Annotated in this window: 16 protein-coding genes; 10 read left to right on the forward strand and 6 right to left on the reverse strand. The window is 66.9% G+C overall.

The annotated features are described in order from the left end of the window. The first annotated feature begins 15 nt into the window (after positions 1-15). Together ACT535_RS11100 and ACT535_RS11105 are read left to right on the forward strand one after the other, a co-directional pair. Complete coding sequence (locus ACT535_RS11100) at positions 16-1,419, forward strand: glutamine synthetase family protein (protein ID WP_476364398.1); 1,404 nt, start codon at positions 16-18, stop codon at positions 1,417-1,419. Between the two features lie 107 nt (positions 1,420-1,526). After that, positions 1,527-2,633, forward strand: a complete 1,107-nt coding sequence (locus ACT535_RS11105; protein WP_168462273.1) for a polyamine ABC transporter substrate-binding protein — start codon at positions 1,527-1,529, stop codon at positions 2,631-2,633. An 87-nt stretch (positions 2,634-2,720) separates the two neighbouring features. Here the strand turns inward: ACT535_RS11105 and ACT535_RS11110 are convergent, their stop codons facing one another. After that, entirely contained in the window at positions 2,721-3,866 is a 1,146-nt protein-coding gene (locus tag ACT535_RS11110; RefSeq protein ID WP_476364399.1) for a DegT/DnrJ/EryC1/StrS family aminotransferase, read from the reverse strand. 97 nt (positions 3,867-3,963) lie between these two features. Continuing rightward, complete coding sequence (locus ACT535_RS11115; RefSeq protein ID WP_168462275.1) at positions 3,964-4,962, reverse strand: Gfo/Idh/MocA family protein; 999 nt, start codon at positions 4,960-4,962, stop codon at positions 3,964-3,966. 207 nt (positions 4,963-5,169) lie between these two features. Here ACT535_RS11115 and panD point away from each other — a divergent pair, with 207 nt between their 5' ends. Continuing rightward, complete coding sequence (gene panD, locus ACT535_RS11120) at positions 5,170-5,619, forward strand: aspartate 1-decarboxylase (protein WP_476364400.1); 450 nt, start codon at positions 5,170-5,172, stop codon at positions 5,617-5,619. Between the two features lie 65 nt (positions 5,620-5,684). On the opposite strand, the gene ACT535_RS11125 is transcribed toward panD, so the two are convergent. After that, the gene (locus tag ACT535_RS11125; protein ID WP_168462277.1) at positions 5,685-6,380 is read right to left on the reverse strand and encodes an outer membrane protein; all 696 of its coding nucleotides are present in this window, start codon (positions 6,378-6,380) and stop codon (positions 5,685-5,687) included. Positions 6,381-6,625: 245 nt separating this feature from the next. Continuing rightward, positions 6,626-7,231: an outer membrane protein gene (locus ACT535_RS11130; protein WP_476364401.1), complete on the reverse strand. Its 606-nt coding sequence runs from the start codon at positions 7,229-7,231 to the stop codon at positions 6,626-6,628. Positions 7,232-7,510: 279 nt separating this feature from the next. Here ACT535_RS11130 and uvrC point away from each other — a divergent pair, with 279 nt between their 5' ends. The 7 genes from uvrC to ACT535_RS11165 all read left to right on the forward strand — a co-directional run bounded on the left by uvrC (position 7,511) and on the right by ACT535_RS11165 (position 13,516). Beyond that, positions 7,511-9,694, forward strand: coding sequence for an excinuclease ABC subunit UvrC (uvrC, locus tag ACT535_RS11135; RefSeq protein ID WP_476364402.1), 2,184 nt, complete (start codon positions 7,511-7,513; stop codon positions 9,692-9,694). Between the two features lie 100 nt (positions 9,695-9,794). After that, positions 9,795-10,436 carry a CDP-diacylglycerol--glycerol-3-phosphate 3-phosphatidyltransferase gene (pgsA, locus tag ACT535_RS11140; protein ID WP_394029589.1) on the forward strand — a complete coding sequence of 214 codons (642 nt, stop codon included), beginning with the start codon at positions 9,795-9,797 and terminating at the stop codon, positions 10,434-10,436. Further along, a complete protein-coding gene (gene moaD, locus ACT535_RS11145; protein ID WP_168462280.1) occupies positions 10,433-10,684 on the forward strand; it encodes a molybdopterin converting factor subunit 1 in 252 nt (83 codons plus the stop codon). Before pgsA ends, moaD begins: the two co-directional genes overlap by 4 nt. Positions 10,685-10,689: 5 nt before the next feature. After that, the gene (locus tag ACT535_RS11150) at positions 10,690-11,160 is read left to right on the forward strand and encodes a molybdenum cofactor biosynthesis protein MoaE (protein ID WP_476364403.1); all 471 of its coding nucleotides are present in this window, start codon (positions 10,690-10,692) and stop codon (positions 11,158-11,160) included. A 142-nt stretch (positions 11,161-11,302) separates the two neighbouring features. After that, positions 11,303-12,070: an SDR family NAD(P)-dependent oxidoreductase gene (locus tag ACT535_RS11155; protein WP_476364404.1), complete on the forward strand. Its 768-nt coding sequence runs from the start codon at positions 11,303-11,305 to the stop codon at positions 12,068-12,070. Positions 12,071-12,158: 88 nt separating this feature from the next. Next, entirely contained in the window at positions 12,159-12,872 is a 714-nt protein-coding gene (locus ACT535_RS11160; RefSeq protein WP_168462283.1) for a CoA transferase subunit A, read from the forward strand. Beyond that, entirely contained in the window at positions 12,872-13,516 is a 645-nt protein-coding gene (locus ACT535_RS11165; protein WP_024277291.1) for a CoA transferase subunit B, read from the forward strand. Before ACT535_RS11160 ends, ACT535_RS11165 begins: the two co-directional genes overlap by 1 nt. 53 nt (positions 13,517-13,569) lie before the next feature. On the opposite strand, the gene ACT535_RS11170 is transcribed toward ACT535_RS11165, so the two are convergent. After that, positions 13,570-14,418 (reverse strand): ChbG/HpnK family deacetylase, encoded by an 849-nt coding sequence (locus ACT535_RS11170; protein WP_476364405.1) that lies wholly within the window; start codon positions 14,416-14,418, stop codon positions 13,570-13,572. Further along, on the reverse strand, positions 14,415-15,461 hold the full coding sequence (locus ACT535_RS11175; protein WP_476364406.1) for a glycosyltransferase family 2 protein: 1,047 nt from the start codon (positions 15,459-15,461) through the stop codon (positions 14,415-14,417). The genes ACT535_RS11170 and ACT535_RS11175 overlap by 4 nt, the downstream gene beginning before the upstream one ends. Between the last annotated feature and the right edge of the window lie 49 nt (positions 15,462-15,510).

A 15,510-nucleotide genomic window follows, 5' to 3' on the forward strand; every position in this document is an offset into this window, starting at 1 on the left:
TGAAGACGGAGTATCATGCCGGTCACACTCCCCGGCCGCCGACCCGACGAGGCCTCTGCCGCGGCAGAGCCTCAAGACGAGGTTGCGGCCTATCTTTCCACCTACGGCGAGCCGGAGGTGGTGGAAGTTCTTCTGCCCGACACGTCCGCGGTTCTGCGCGGAAAATGGATTCCCGGGCGGTCCATCACGAAGATCTGGAAGGACGGGGTGGCCATTCCCCTTTCCATCTTCGGCCTCGATATCTGGGGCTGCGAGGTGGAAGCGACCGAGATCCACCTCGAGACCGGCGACAAGGACGGCCTGTGCTGGCCGGTGGCGGGCACGCTGAAGCCTGTGCCCTGGGCACCGCGGCCCACCGCGCAGGTGCTCATCACCATGCATGAGCCGGACGGCTCGGCCAAAGGCGCGCCGTGGAAGCTCGATCCCCGCCAGCAACTCGCCGGCATCGTGGACCGCTTCACCGCCCGGGGCCTCGCCCCCTGCGTCGCCTTCGAGCTGGAATTCTATCTGCTGAAGCCGTCGGACGTGCCCGGCGCGCCGCCGGAGCCGGTGTTCCCGGCCACCGGGCAGGCGCGGCAGAACATGTATTCCATGTCCGACCTCGACGCCTTTGCGCCGGTGCTGCATGACATGCGTGCTGCCTGCGAACAGCAAGGCCTGCCAGCGGACACGGTGATTTCCGAGGCCGCGCCCGGCCAGTTCGAGGTCAATCTCTACCATCGCGTGGACGCGCTGGCGGCAGCCGACGACGCCATATTGCTGCGCCGGCTGATCGACGGCGTGGCCCGACGGCACGGCTTGCGCGCCAGCTTCATGGCCAAGCCCCTGGTGGATTTCGCCGGCAATGGCATGCACGTCCACGTCAGCCTGATGGAAACGTCGGGTGGAAACCTCTTCGCCAAGCCCGACGGCATCGGCGACCGGGCGTTGCGCCATGCCGCCGGAGGGCTGCTCGCCACCATGGCGGAGTCCACGCTGCTGTTCGTGCCGAGCTACAATGGCTACCGCCGCCTCGTGCCGGGCTCCTACGCGCCGGTGTCCATCAGCTGGGGCTACGACAACCGCTCGGTGGCCGTGCGCGTGCCGAACGGGCCGCCCGCCGCTCGCCGGCTGGAGCATCGCATCGCCGGGGCCGAGGCCCATCCCCACCTCGTGCTGGCCGGCATCCTCGCCGGCATGCTGGAGGGGCTGGAGCGGGAGATCGAGCCGCCGGCGCCGCTCTCCGGCAACGCCTACGAGCATGCGGCGGAGCGCCTTTCGCCCTCCATGGAGGAAGCTGTGCGTCGGTTCTTTACCTCCGACTTCATCGCCCGTGCCTTCGGCGAGGACTACCGGCGCATCTACGGGGTGATGAAGCGGGAGGAGCTGGCCGCCTTCACCCGGCAGATCCTGCCCCTCGAATACGACACCTACCTGTAAGCGCTGCGGCGTGGCCGTTTCCTGTTGAGCGGTGTGCCGCAACGCAATAGCCTTCCACCACCGGGGACGGCAGGATAAGCCCGCCCCGCGCAAGAGGAGAACGGCGGATGCTTCGCCAAACGCTAGCTGCAGTGGTTGTGGCCACGCTGGGCCTTACCGGCGTGGCGACGGCCCAGGACAAGGTCGTCAACGTCTTCAACTGGTCGGACTATATCGATCCGACCGTCCTGGAAGACTTCACCAAGGAAACCGGCATCAAGGTCCGCTACGACGTCTTCGACAGCAACGAGGTGCTGGAGACGAAGCTGCTGGCGGGCAAGACCGGCTACGACGTGGTGGTGCCGTCGGGCTCGTTCCTGCAGCGGCAGATCAAGGCGGGCGTGTTCATCCCCCTCGACAAGTCCAAGATTCCGAACCTGCAGTATGCCTGGCCCGAGGTGACGCAGCGCCTCGCCGTGTACGACCCCGGCAACGCCCACGCGGTCAACTACATGTGGGGCACCACCGGCATCGGCTACAACGTGGACAAGGTGAAGGAGCGCCTCGGCGACATCCCGCTCAACACCTGGGACATCATGTTCAAGCCGGAGATCCTCTCCAAGCTGAAGGACTGCGGTGTCTATGTGCTCGACGGTCCCGAGGAGGTCATCCCCACCGCGATGAAGTATTTGGGCCTTGATCCCAATTCCAAGAATCCGGACGACATCGCCAAGGCCGGCGCTCTGCTGATGACCATCCGGCCTTATATCAAGAAATTCGATTCCTCGGGCTACATCAACGCCCTCGCGCGTGGCGACATCTGTATCGCCCTCGGCTGGTCGGGTGACGTCTACCAGGCCAAGGCGCGCGCCCAGGAAGCCGCGAAGAAGACCAAGAAGAAGCCGGTGAATGTGGACTACGTGCTGCCCAAGGAAGGCGCGCTGATGTGGTTCGACAATTTCGCCATCCCGAAGGACGCGAAGAACATCGACAACGCTCTCGCCTTCATCAATTACATGATGAAGCCCGAGGTGGCGGCCAAGAACTCGAACTTCATTTCCTATGCGAACGGCAACCTCGCCTCGCAGAAGTTCATCGACAAGGAGATCATGGACAACCCGTCCATCTATCCGACGAAGGAGGTCTTCGACCGCCTCTTCATCGTCACCACCAACGAGCCGCCGGTGCAGCGGGTCATCACCAAGACCTGGAACACCTTCAAGCGCGGGAAGTGAGTATCGGTCGGTACATTCTGGCCTGAAATGACAAGGGCCGCGGGAGATGTCTCCCGCGGCCCTTCTTATTGATCTTGACGCGCCTTCTCAGCCCTTGAGTGCCCGCTTCACCGCATCCACGATGCGGTCCTGCGTCGCCTCGTCCAGATAGGCGTGCATGGGCAGGGAGATGACCTCCTCCGCCAGCGCCTCGCACACCGGCAGGATGGCGCCGGCCGAGGGGTAGTGGCGATAGGCCGGCTGGAGGTGCATGGGCAGGCGATAATAGACGGCGGTGGGAACCCCTTCCGCCTTCAGCTTCTCCGCGAGGCCGTCGCGCACGCCGGGGGCGAGCTTGATGGTGTATTGCGCCCACACCGACGTCGCGCGCGGATCGACCACCGGCACGCCGGCCACGTCCTTGAGAAGTTCGTTGTAGCGCCGCGCCACCTTCTCGCGGGCCGCGATCTCTTCCTCGAAGATGGCGAGCTTTTCGAGCAGTACCGCCGCCTGGATGGTGTCGAGGCGCGCGGTCATGCCGATGCGCACGTTCTGGTACTTGTCCACGCCCTGGCCATGCTCGCGCAGGCTCTTGAGGATGGTCACCAGTTCCTCATTGTCGGTGAGGATGGCGCCGCCGTCGCCATAGGCACCGAGCGGCTTGGCGGGAAAGAAGGAGGTGGCGGTGGCATCGCCGATGGAGCCGGTGCGCCGGTTGTTCCAGGTGCCGCCGAAGCCCTGCGCCGTATCGCACAGAACCTTCATGCCGTACTTCTCGGCGATGGGCAGGATGGCATCATAGTCCGCCGGCTGGCCGAACAGATCCACCGGGATCACCACGCGCGGGTCGAGCCCCTGCTCGATGGCCACCTGGATGGCCTGCTCCAGGCTCTCCGGGTCCATGTTGAAGGTGTCCGCCTTCACGTCCACGAAGACAGGGGTGGCGCCCACCCACGGCACCACCTCGGCGGTGGCGCAGAAGGTGAAAGCGGGGCAGAACACGGCATCGCCCGCCTTCACGCCCCAGGCCATGAGCAGCAGCGCCAGCGCATCCGTGCCGCTGGAGCAGGAGACGGCGTACTTCGACCCGGCGAAGGCGGCGAGCTTCTGCTCGAACTCGGTCACTTCCGGGCCGTTGATGAAGCGGCAGGAAGCGAGCACCGCCTGCACCGCGTCATCCACGCGCCGGCCGATGCGGGCGCGCTGGGCGGCAAGGTCGATGAAGGCGATGGGGGCCGTCGCGGGAGCGGTCATCTCATGTCCGTTTTGAAAGGCCCGGTGGCCGGGCATCTGGCGTGCGCGCACCCGCCCGCCGGCGCGAGGCCGGCGCGGCACGCGTTCAGCGGCAGGCTCAGCCCACCGCGCGGCGCTTGGAGGCCTGTGCCGGGGGCGCGCCGGGCAGGCACGAGATGGCGATCTCGAGGCTCGCCACGCCCTCGTCGCCGGTCACTTCCGGCGGCCGGCCCGTGCGCACGGCGGCGAGGAAGTTCTCAAGCTCGGCACGCAGCGGCTCGGCATAGGCCACCGGCAGATGCCGGGTGGAATAGGAGCCGTCCGGCCGATAGTCGAAATGCTCCGTCACCTGACGGGTGAGCAGATCGCCGATCACGTATTTCTTGGAGGTGGCGACGTGGACCGTGCGCGCCTTGAAGGGCGTCAGCCAGTTGGTGTTGATGTGCGCCAGCGCCCCGTTGGCGGTACGGAACTGGAGGAGGGCGATGTCTTCCCGCTCGGCGATCGCGGCGCGGGTCTGCGGCTGGACCTCGAGGATGTCCGAGCCGGTGAACCAGCGGATCAGGTCGATGTCGTGCACCGCGAGATCGATCACCACGCCCACGTTGGACATGCGCGGCGGGAAGGGGCCGACGCGGGTGATGGCGATGGAGAGGAGGTTTTCATCGCGGATGGCGTCCTTGATGGCGCGCACCGCCGGGTTGAACCGCTCCACGTGGCCGATCATGAGGGTGACGCCCTTGTCGCGGGCAGCGGCCACGATCTCGCGGCCTTCCTCGGTGGTGGAGGCGACGGGCTTCTCCACCAGCACCGAGCAGCCGGCGGCGATCACGTCGAGGGCGATGGGGTGATGCAGATGGGTGGGAGCTGCCACCACCACGGCGTCGAGACCGAGGGCGAGGAGATCGCGATGGTCGCCCACCGCCTTGCAGCCGAGAAAATTGGCGACCCGCTGGGCCTGGGCCTGATCGGGATCCGCCACCGCAACCAGTTCCGCGCCGGGGAGTTCGGCCAGCACGCGGGCGTGATTCGATCCCATGATGCCGATGCCCGTGACGCCGATGCGTACCGGACGGTTCGAGGCGCGCTCCTGAGCGGGCGCTGCCGGATGAGCCATTTCAGCCCTCTTCTGCCGTTCAACGATTGCGCGCTCTAGCACGATCATAGTTGAGAAGGCGAGGCAGTGGGTCAAATCCGGCCCCTGGCCCCGTTCAAGAATTGCATCCCCGTGTTACCGGGTGCGGATGGCCGCCTCCTATTCCCTCCGGCGACGCGGCGGCCTATCACCCGCAGCAACCAGATCGCGGGAGGAGGGGACAGGGCCATGCGCAAGATCGTCGCCGGCAAGTTGCACGGGCTGACCGTGACAGGGGCCGACCTCAATTATCACGGCTCCATCACGCTCGATCCCGAGCATTGCGAAGAGGCCGGCATCCTGCCGCTGGAATTCGTGGAGATCTGGAACCGCAATTCCGGCGCCCGCATCTCCACCTACGTCATCCTGGGCGAACGCGGCTCGCGCTGCTGTGTCCTCAATGGCGCGGCAGCGCGCACCTGCCAGCCGGGCGATGAGGTCATCATCTGCAATTCGGTCTACGTACCGGAAGGGGAGATCGTGGCGCTGCGGCCGAAGGTGCTGACCTTCGACAGGGAGAACCGCATCACCGGCCGTCTCACCTATGAGGTCACCCGGGACAGCCATGGCGCATACCGATTCGCGGTGCGCGACGAACGTGGCTCTGAGAAGAAGGTGCCGCTTCGGGCGGATGTCTGAATGGACCGCCCAAAGCAAAAGGCCCCCGGCGATGCCGGGGGCCCAATGCAAGGGGGTGCTTCGGATCAGAACTTGTAGTTCACACCGAGGCGGGCGGTCTGGATGTTGCTGCCGACGGACAGCTGATCGCCGTTGGTGTAGTTGGTCTTGCTGTTGTCGAAGCCGAGGTACAGGTACTCGGCCTTGATCGTCCAGTTGTTGGTGATGGCGTACTCGACACCGGCGCCGGCGGTCCAACCCCACTTCAGGTTGCTGTCGGAGAAGCCGAAGGGGTCGGTGTACTTGGTGTTGGCATAGGCCGCGCCGCCGGTGATGTACGGCAGGAAGCGGTCAACCGCGTAGCCGAGGCGGGCGCGGATGGTGCCGAAGTAGTCGACCTTCTGGGCGATGACGGTGCCGCCGATGGGGCCACCGAACACCACGCTGTTGGTGCTGATGTCGGCCCAGTTGATGTCGGTCTCGACGCCGAGCACGACGTTGTTGGCGAACTGGTAGTTGTAGCCCAGCTGCAGACCGCCGGTGAAGCCGTTGGAGGTGCCGGGGCTGTAGCTGTAGGTGGGCGAGGCGAAGGGGGTGTAGTCGTAGGTGTTGTCAGCCCAACCCCAGCCCACGTTGCCGCCGATGTAGAAACCGGTCCAGGAGAAGACCTGCACGGGGATCGGGGCGGCCTTCACCGGATAGCGGGTGGCCAGGTCGGCCGCGGAGGCGGTGCCGGCGAGGAGAACCAGGGCGGTGGCGCCCAGAAGTGCACGCTTCAACATGAGTATCTACCTTTGTGGTTTCGCCGGCCCCCTCCGAGGAGGTCGCCGTCGGGTGGTTCTTTCTTACAGCCCCTGCCGGGTGCCGTCTGTAGCGTTCTGGCCACACCAGGAAAATCAAACCGGGCAGAGATGTGGCCTTTTCCTAACTTTTCTTAATCTCCGCGACACAATGGCGCGTAAACGCGGCAGATTTGGGATTGTTCCCATGTTTTGCCGTATTTCTTTTCCTTGCGTTACGTCCCCCGCTAGAAACGATAATTCACGCCAGCCCGAAGAATATTGGCGTCCAAGCCAGTAGTAACCGGGCCGACTGCAGTTGGGAACGTGGCGCTGCCCAAGTCTACATAAAGATATTCGAGCTTCGCGGACCAGTTCCGGTCAAATCCTACCTCCGCACCGACGCCCAAAGTCCATCCGGTCTGGGTCGAGGAGGAGGTGAGACTGAAGAAATTCGCGCTTCCCTGGCCATAGGCGAAGCCGCCGGTGCCATAGACCAGCACGCGGTCGAAGGAATAGCCGAGGCGGGCACGCACGGTGCCGAGATTGTTGAGGCTGTAGGCTCCGGCCGACATGCCGGCGAAGTCGAAATCGGTCTCGACGCCGAGCACGAAGGGGCTGCCGAACTGGAAATTGTATCCGGCCTGGAAGCCGCCGAGGAAGCCGCTGGGGCTGCTGAAGGAGGAGGAGCCCCAGCCGTAGCCGGCATTGGCGCCGAGATAGAAGCCGGTCCAGGTGAAAGCGGCCACCGGCTGCACATACGGCGCCGGATAGCCGAGGTCGGCTGCCCCGGCCGGCGCGGCGAGAGCAAGGCCCGCCAGCGTAGCGGCGGAAGCAAGCAGACGAATACGCATGAATCATCCTCCGGAGGGAGCCGGCCGGTCTGCATCCGGCCTTTGGCGCACCCTCGCAGGGGAAACTTGCCCATTTCTCTGCGGTTGCTCTGGATCGCGCACATGGTTGATGACGTGGTAACTATCTATGACCTTGAGCTGAATGTGGATTTTTGGCCTTGTGCGAAGCTGGCGTGCGGCCGGGCTCAAGATCGAATGCCGCTATGGTTGATGGCCGGTGAAAAGCGGCCGCCGGCTGCGCCGTTCCCTCCGGGCACCGGGCGCATTACATACGGCGTCATGACCCGACGCCGGCCCACCGATCCGCCCGAGATTGCCCTTGCCCGTCCCGATGGCGGTGCGCCGAGCGAGGCCTTGCCGCCCGGAGCCGGGGAGGGGACGGCTGAAGAGACGGAAGAGGCTGTCCTTCTCGAACTTGAGCCCGCGGACGAGGCCGTGCCGGGGGAGGAAAGCCTGGCTACAGGCCGCGCCGCGATCATCCGCGCGGTGAAGCACGCGCCCGGCGGACCCGGCGTCTACCGCATGATCGCGGCGGACGGGACCGTGCTCTATGTGGGCAAGGCCAAGAGCATCAAGAAGCGCGTGCTCAGCTACACGCGCCCGGTTGGCCACACCAACCGCATCGCCCGCATGATCGCCGCGACGGCGCAGATGGAGTTCGTCTCCACCCGTACCGAGCCGGAAGCGCTGCTGCTGGAAGCCAACCTCATCAAGCAGCTGAAGCCGCGCTTCAACGTGCTGCTGCGGGATGACAAATCCTTCCCCTACATCCTCATCACGGCCGATCACGTCTCGCCGCAGATCGCCAAGCACCGCGGCGCGCGCAACCGGCCGGGCGATTATTACGGCCCGTTCGCCAGCGTGTGGGCCGTGGACCGCACCATCAACGCGCTGGAGCGCGCCTTCCTGCTGCGCTCCTGCTCCGACAGCTATTACGAGAATCGCACGCGGCCGTGCCTTCTCTTCCAGATCAAGCGCTGCGCCGGCCCCTGCACCGGCGAGGTGAGCCATCAGGATTATGCCGAGCTGGTGCGTGAGGCCCGCGCCTTCCTCTCCGGCCGCTCCCGCGCCATCAAGGAAGAACTGGCGAAGGAGATGGAGCAGGCGGCCGAGGAACTGGAGTTCGAGCGCGCCGCCCGCCTGCGGGATCGCCTTGCCGCGCTCTCGGCCGTGCAGGGGTCGCAGGGCATCAATCCGCGCGGGGTGGAGGAGGCGGACGTGTTCGCCTGCCACCAGCAGGGGGGCGCGACCTGCGTGGAAGTGTTCTTCTTCCGCACCGGCCAGAACTGGGGCAACCGCGCCTATTATCCCCGCGCCGACCGCTCCCTGAGCGAGGCCGAGGTGTTGGGCGCCTTCCTCGCGCAGTTCTATGAGGACAAGCCCTGCCCGCGACTTCTCCTCCTGTCCCACAAGGTGGAGGAGCAGGAACTGCTATCGCAGGCCCTGTCGGAGAAGGCCGGCTACAAGGTCGAGATCGCAGTGCCCCAGCGCGGCGAGAAGCGCGACCTCGTCGATCACGCCTTGCAGAACGCGCGGGAGGCGCTGGCCCGCACCCTCGCCGAAAGCGCCACTCAGGCGAAGCTGCTGGAGGGCGTCGCCGCCACCTTCGGCCTCAAGGCGCCGCCCCAGCGCATCGAGGTCTATGACAATTCCCACATCATGGGCACCAATGCGGTGGGCGGCATGATCGTGGCCGGGCCGGAGGGGTTCCGGAAGTCGCAGTATCGCAAGTTCAACATCAAGTCGGCGGGTCTCGTGCCCGGCGACGACTTCGGCATGATGCGGGAGGTGCTGACGCGCCGTTTCGCCCGCCTGCTGAAGGAGGCGCCGCGGGAGGGCGCTCCGGTGGTGCCGGTTGATGTCGCGGAACCCCACGACGAGCCGCCCGTCCCACCTGTACCCTTGACGGAAAGGGATGGTGTGAGCGGTGAAGCCACATCCGCCGAGCTGCCACCAGACGATGCCGAAGAGCCCGACGCCCTCCCCGACGCCACCGGCGCCTCACCCTGGCCGGACCTCGTGCTGATTGACGGCGGCCTCGGCCAGCTCAACGCCGCGCGACAGGTTCTGGAGGAACTGGGCATCACCGACGTGCCACTGGTGGGCATCGCCAAGGGGCTCGACCGCGAGGCGGGGCGCGAGCAATTCTTCCTGCCCGGCCGCACCCCCTTCCGCATGGAGCCGCGCGATCCGGTCCTCTATTACATCCAGCGGCTGCGCGACGAGGCCCACCGCTTCGCCATCGGCTCGCACCGGGCGCGGCGGAAGAAGGACATCACGGAAGCCGGGCTTCAGGCCATTCCTGGGGTGGGGCCGACACGAAAGCGCGCGTTGCTGCGCCATTTCGGCACGCTCAAGGCCATCGAGCGCGCCTCGCTGGCGGATCTGGAGCAGGTGGCAGGCATCAACGCCGCTACGGCCAAGGCGGTGTACGATTATTTCCACGAGCGACCATCATCATGAGAAGCCTTCAAGGCTTTCGCCTGCCGCCCGCCCGGCCTAAATAGGGGTGATGGCCCGCGCGATGCGCTCCATCGCGGCCGTGCTTTCTCAAGTGGTGCTCATGTCCGACGCAGCGACACGATCCGATGCCCCGCCCGCGACCGAGCGGCGTTCCCGCGGGCATGCCCTGTCGCTGCCGAACATCCTCACCTATTCGCGCTGCGTGGCGGTGCCGCTGGTGGCGGCGAGCCTGTTCTGGTCGGACATCCTCGCCGGCGGGGTGTGGCTGCGGTGGGTCGCCTTGTTCATCTATGTGGCGGCGGCCATCACGGATTTCTTCGACGGCTACCTCGCCCGCGCCTGGTCCCAGCAATCGGCCATCGGCCGGATGCTCGATCCCATCGCCGACAAGCTGCTGGTCTCCACCTGCCTGCTGATGCTGGCGTCCGACGGCACGATCCGGGGCTGGTCGCTGTGGGCGGCCATCGTGATCCTGTGCCGGGAAATCCTGGTCTCGGGCCTGCGCGAGTTCCTGGCCGAGCTTCGGGTGTCCGTGCCGGTCTCGCGCCTCGCCAAATGGAAGACCACGCTGCAGCTCGTCGCCGTGGGCGTGCTCATCACCGGCACGGCGGGAGAGGCGGTGCTGCCAGGGGTGACTCTGGTGGGCCTGACGCTCCTGTGGATCTCGGCCGTGCTGACGCTCTACACCGGCTACGATTATTTCCGCGCCGGTGCCCGCCATCTGGTGGAGGACGAGCGGTGAAGGTGCTCTATTTCGCCTGGCTGCGCGAGCGCGTGGGCCTCGCCGAGGAGGAGGTGGCGCCACCCGCCGAGGTTGCCACCGTCGCCGACCTCGCCCGCTGGCTGGCCGCGCGGGACGAAGCCCATGCCCACGCCTTCGACAATCCAGCCATCGTGCGTGCGGCCATCGACCGTCGCCACGTGAAGCCCGACGCCGCCATCGCCGGCGCGCGGGAAGTGGCGTTCTTCCCGCCCATGACGGGGGGCTGAGGTTCATGTTCGCCGTCCGCATCCAGGCTGAGCCGTTCGACGCCGTGGCCGAAAGCGCCGCGCTGGCGGCCGGGCGGACGGACGTGGGCGCCATCGTGACCTTCACCGGCCTCTGCCGCGCCGATGCCGGACCGGAGGGCGCAGGTCTCGCCGCCCTCACGCTTGAGCATTATCCCGGCATGGCGGAAGAGGAGATCGAGCGCCACGTGGACGAGGCCCGCCGCCGCTGGCCGCTCACCGGCGCCATCGTGGTGCATCGTCATGGGCGGCTGGAGCCGGGCGATCCCATCGTGTTCGTCGCCACCGCCTCGTCCCACCGCGCCGCCGCCTTCGCGGCCGCCGAATTCCTGATGGATTGGCTCAAGACCAGCGCCCCGTTCTGGAAGAAGGAGGAGCCCGTGGATGCGGCCCGCCCTGGCGGCTGGGTCGAGGCCAAGGCCAGCGACGACGCGGCGGCGGACCGCTGGCGGGACTAGGCTCCGCCGAACTCCGCGCTCCTTCTGCACTGCGACACTTGCGCCGCGGCATCGGCCGCGTCTATGAAAACGGGCGCTCGCTTTTCAAGAACCGGCAAACGGTCCCCGCGCACGTGAGAGAAACGTTACCGGGAAGAACTTCATGGATTTCCGCGTCTCGCTGGACGGGCGCTCCGCGTTGGTGACGGGAGCGTCCGGAGGTCTTGGTGCGTATTTCGCCGGCCGTCTGGCGGCTTCGGGCGCGAAGGTCGCGCTGGCGGCGCGCCGGGCCGACGCCTGCGCTGCCCTCGCCGACGAGATCAAAGCCTCCGGGGGCAAGGCCATCGCCGTCGCCCTTGATGTGACCGATCCCGCCTCCGCCGCCGCGGCGGTTGCCGCCACCGTCGAGGCCTTCGGCGGGCTCGACATCCTCGTCAACAATGCCGGCGTCACCGGCACCACGCCGCTGATGGATGAGACGGCCGAGGATTTCGGCCGCATCATCGACACCAATCTGAAGGGCTCCTTCCTCGTCGCCCAGGCGGCGGCGCGGGCCATGGCCGAGGCCAAAAAGGGCGGCTCCATCATCAACGTGGCCTCCATCCTCGGGCTGCGCGTGGCAGGGCAGGTGGCGGCCTATGGGGCGTCCAAGGCGGCGCTGGTGCAGCTCACCCGGTCCATGGCGCTGGAATGGGCGCGCCATTCCATTCGCGCCAACGCCTTGTGCCCGGGCTATGTGGAGACCGACCTCAACCGCGACTTCTTCGCCACCGAGGCCGGTCAGGCGCTGGTGCGGCGCATACCCACGCGGCGGCTTGGCGCGCTGGCCGATCTGGAAGGCCCGCTGCTGTTCCTCAGTTCCGATGCCTCCGCCTACGTGACGGGCACGACGCTCGCGGTCGACGGCGGTCACCTCGTCTCTTCGCTCTGATTGCGCTGCGGACCCGCTTCCGCTTCGCCCCATGTCCCAATAAGTTCATCTCGATGCCCGCGCCCCAGGGAGCGCCCAGGAGGAAGTGATGCGACACAAGGTGTATCCGGACGCAAAGAGTGCCCTGGAGGGCATCGTTTCGGACGGCATGACGATCATGGCGGGCGGCTTCGGCCTGTGCGGCATCGCCGAGAACCTGATCTCGGCGCTGCGCGATCTCGGCCCGAAGCACCTCACCGTGGTGTCCAACAACTGCGGCGTGGACGATTTCGGCCTCGGCATCCTGCTCGCCAACGGCCAGATCAAGAAGATGATCTCGTCCTACGTGGGTGAGAACAAGCTGTTCGAGCAGCTCTATCTCGCCGGCGATCTGGAGCTGGAATTCAACCCGCAGGGCACGCTGGCCGAGCGCATCCGCGCCGGCGGCGCCGGCATCGCCGGCTTCTACACCAAGACCGGCTACGGCACGATCATCGCCGAAGGCAAGCCGACCCGCGAATTCAACGGCCAGCATTACGTGCTGGAGACCGGCCTCGTCGCCGACCTCTCCATCATCAAGGCGTGGAAGGCCGACAAGGAAGGCAACCTCGTCTATCGGAAGACCGCGCGGAACTTCAATCCGATGATGGCGACCGCCGGCAAGATCACCGTCGTCGAGGTGGAGGAACTGGTGGAGATCGGCGAGCTCGATCCCGAGAACATCCACACCCCCGGCATCTATGTGGACCGCATCGTGGTCGAGGTCGGCGCCGAGAAGCGCATCGAGAAGGTGACCACCCGCAAGCGCGAAGAGGTGAAGTGATGGCCTGGACCCGTGAGCAGATGGCGGCCCGCGCCGCCCAGCAGATCCGCGACGGCTTCTACGTGAACCTCGGCATCGGCATCCCCACCCTCGTCGCCAACGCCCTGCCGCCCGGCATGACCGTGAGCTTCCAGAGCGAGAACGGCATGCTCGGTATCGGCCCCTTCCCCTATGAGGGCGAGGAGGACCCCGACCTCATCAACGCCGGCAAGCAGACCGTGACCGAGGTGCCGGACACCTCCTATTTCTCCTCGTCCGACTCGTTCGCCATGATCCGTGGCGGGCACATGGACCTCTCCATCCTCGGCTCCATGCAGGTGTCCGAGGAAGGCGACATCGCCAACTGGATGGTCCCGGGCAAGATGGTGAAGGGCATGGGCGGCGCCATGGACCTCGTGGCCGGCGCCAAGGAAGTCATCGTGCTCATGGAGCACGTGGAGAAGTCCGGCGCGCCCAAGCTGGTCACGCGCTGCACGCTGCCGCTCACTGGCACCCACGTGACCGACTTCGTGATCACCGACCTCGCCGTGTTCGAGTTCACCAAGCGCGGCGGCACGCTCGTGCTGAAGGAGCTGGCGCCGGGCGTCACCCTCGACGAGGTGAAGGCCAAGACCGAGGCGAAGTTCGAGGTCGGGCTTGCCTGAGCCGCTTTCCAGGTTCGGTTCGGAAAGGCGCCCTTCACGGGCGCCTTTTTCGTTCAGGCGGCCGCTTTCGCTGGGCCAAGATCGGGCAGCGCGAGGCTCACATCAGCGGCGTCGAGGATGTCGCGCCAGCGCGGTCCGCGCAGCACGCCGTACTCCACCTCCCGCTGATGGGTGAGGGGATCGCGGGCGACGAGCGGGTCGTCCACCCGGCCGGGATGCACCATCACCAGCCCCCCGTCCGGCACGCCGGCGAGGAAATGGCCGAGCAGCGTCGCGAAATCATGGTCGCCGGAAAAGTCGTACGCGCCGCCGAAGCCCCGGTTGGTGGCCAGCCCCGCGCGGGCCGCATCCCGGGCGAAGCCGGCGGAGAAGGCGCCGATCAGCCGGCCCTTGATGTCGAGGCCGTTGAGCGCGCCGCGTGCGGGTGTCACGTCCCGCAGGAAGGCGCGGGGGGCGTGGCGGGCGGTGGCGGCGATCACGGCCGTGCGGATCACCGGCAGCACATGCACGTGCTGGTGCCCGTCCACATGGTCCGGCGGCCGGCCGAAGGCATCCTGGAAGGCGGCAAACTGCGCTTCCACCTCTGCCGCGACGGCCTTGGCATCGAGCCGGCGCGAGAGGGCCGAGAGCAGAAGCCGGGGCAAGGCGGGGAGGGTGCCTGACGCCTCGGCCATGCCGGGGGTCAGCGGCGCGAAGGCACCGGTGAGGGTGACGTGGAGGCCGATGCTGGCGCCGGTGTCGGCCGCCGCATCGTCCAGCGCCCGCGCGGCGGGGCCGAGGCCGTCGAACACGGTCATCACCGACGTGGCGTTGATGCGCCGGTCGGCGATCAGTGTCGCGATGGCCTCGGAAACGCCGGGGGAGATGGCGTAGTCGTCGGCGCAGAGGATGACGCGTTTCACTGGTCGCCCCGCGAGGCGAGAACCGCCGGATGGGAGATCACCTGGGCGTGTCCCTGGGCGTGTCCGTGCGCCGTGAGGTCCAGCGCTGCCTCGGGCGCGCGGTTGAAGACGTGATCGGCCACGTAATAGACCGGGCGCGCCTTGATCTCGGAGAGGATGCGGGCGATGTACTCGCCCATCAGCCCCATCACCAGCAACTGCGTGCCGCCGATCACCATCAGGCCCACGACGATGGACGGGTAGCCGGGCAGGGGGATGCCCCAGACGAGGCGCTCTACCACGATCCAGCTGCCATAAAGCAACGCGAGGCCCGCGAGCGCCGCGCCGAACAGGGCGGCCAGCCGGAGCGGGGCCGGCGAAAAGGAGGTCAGCGCCTCCATGGACAGCCCGAGCAGCCGCAGGAAGTTGAACGATGTGGAGCCGTGGGCCCGAGGGGCGGGGCGATAGGGCACGGCCACCTGCCGGAAGCCGATCCAGCTCGTCAGGCCCTTGAAGAAGCGGTTGCGCTCGGGCATCCGCCGCAGGGCGGCAGCCGCGCGCGGGGAGAGGATGCGAAAATCGGCGGCGTCCTCGGGAATGCGGGCCGTGGCCCCGAAATTCAGTAGCTTGTAGAAGGTGCGCACGAAGATGCGCCGGCTCGTCGCCTCGTCGGAGCGATCGGCCTTCACCGCATAGGCCACATCCCAGCCCTCGTCCTTCCACAGTCCGATGAAGGTCGGGATCATCTCGGGCGGGTGCTGGCCGTCGCCGTCCATGAACATCACGGCGTCGCCGCGGGCATGGTCGTGGCCGGCCATGAGCGCGGCTTCCTTGCCATAGTTGCGGCTCAGCGCCACCACCTGAACGTCCGTCCGTTCATGCGGGAGGGACGCCGCGACGGCGGCTGAACCGTCGCGGCTGCCATCGTCCACATAGACGATTTCCACCCGCATTCCGCGTCGCTCCGCCTCCGCCGAGGCAATGGCCGTCACGCGATCGTGGAAATCGGGCAGGCCGGCGGCTTCGTTGTATAGCGGTATTACGATGCTCAGGTCTGGTGTCATGATACTACCATCGATCCCGCGCCGGGATGGAGACCGCATCTAGCCGGGG

The sequence above is a fragment of the Xanthobacter sp. DMC12 genome (assembly GCF_056314105.1).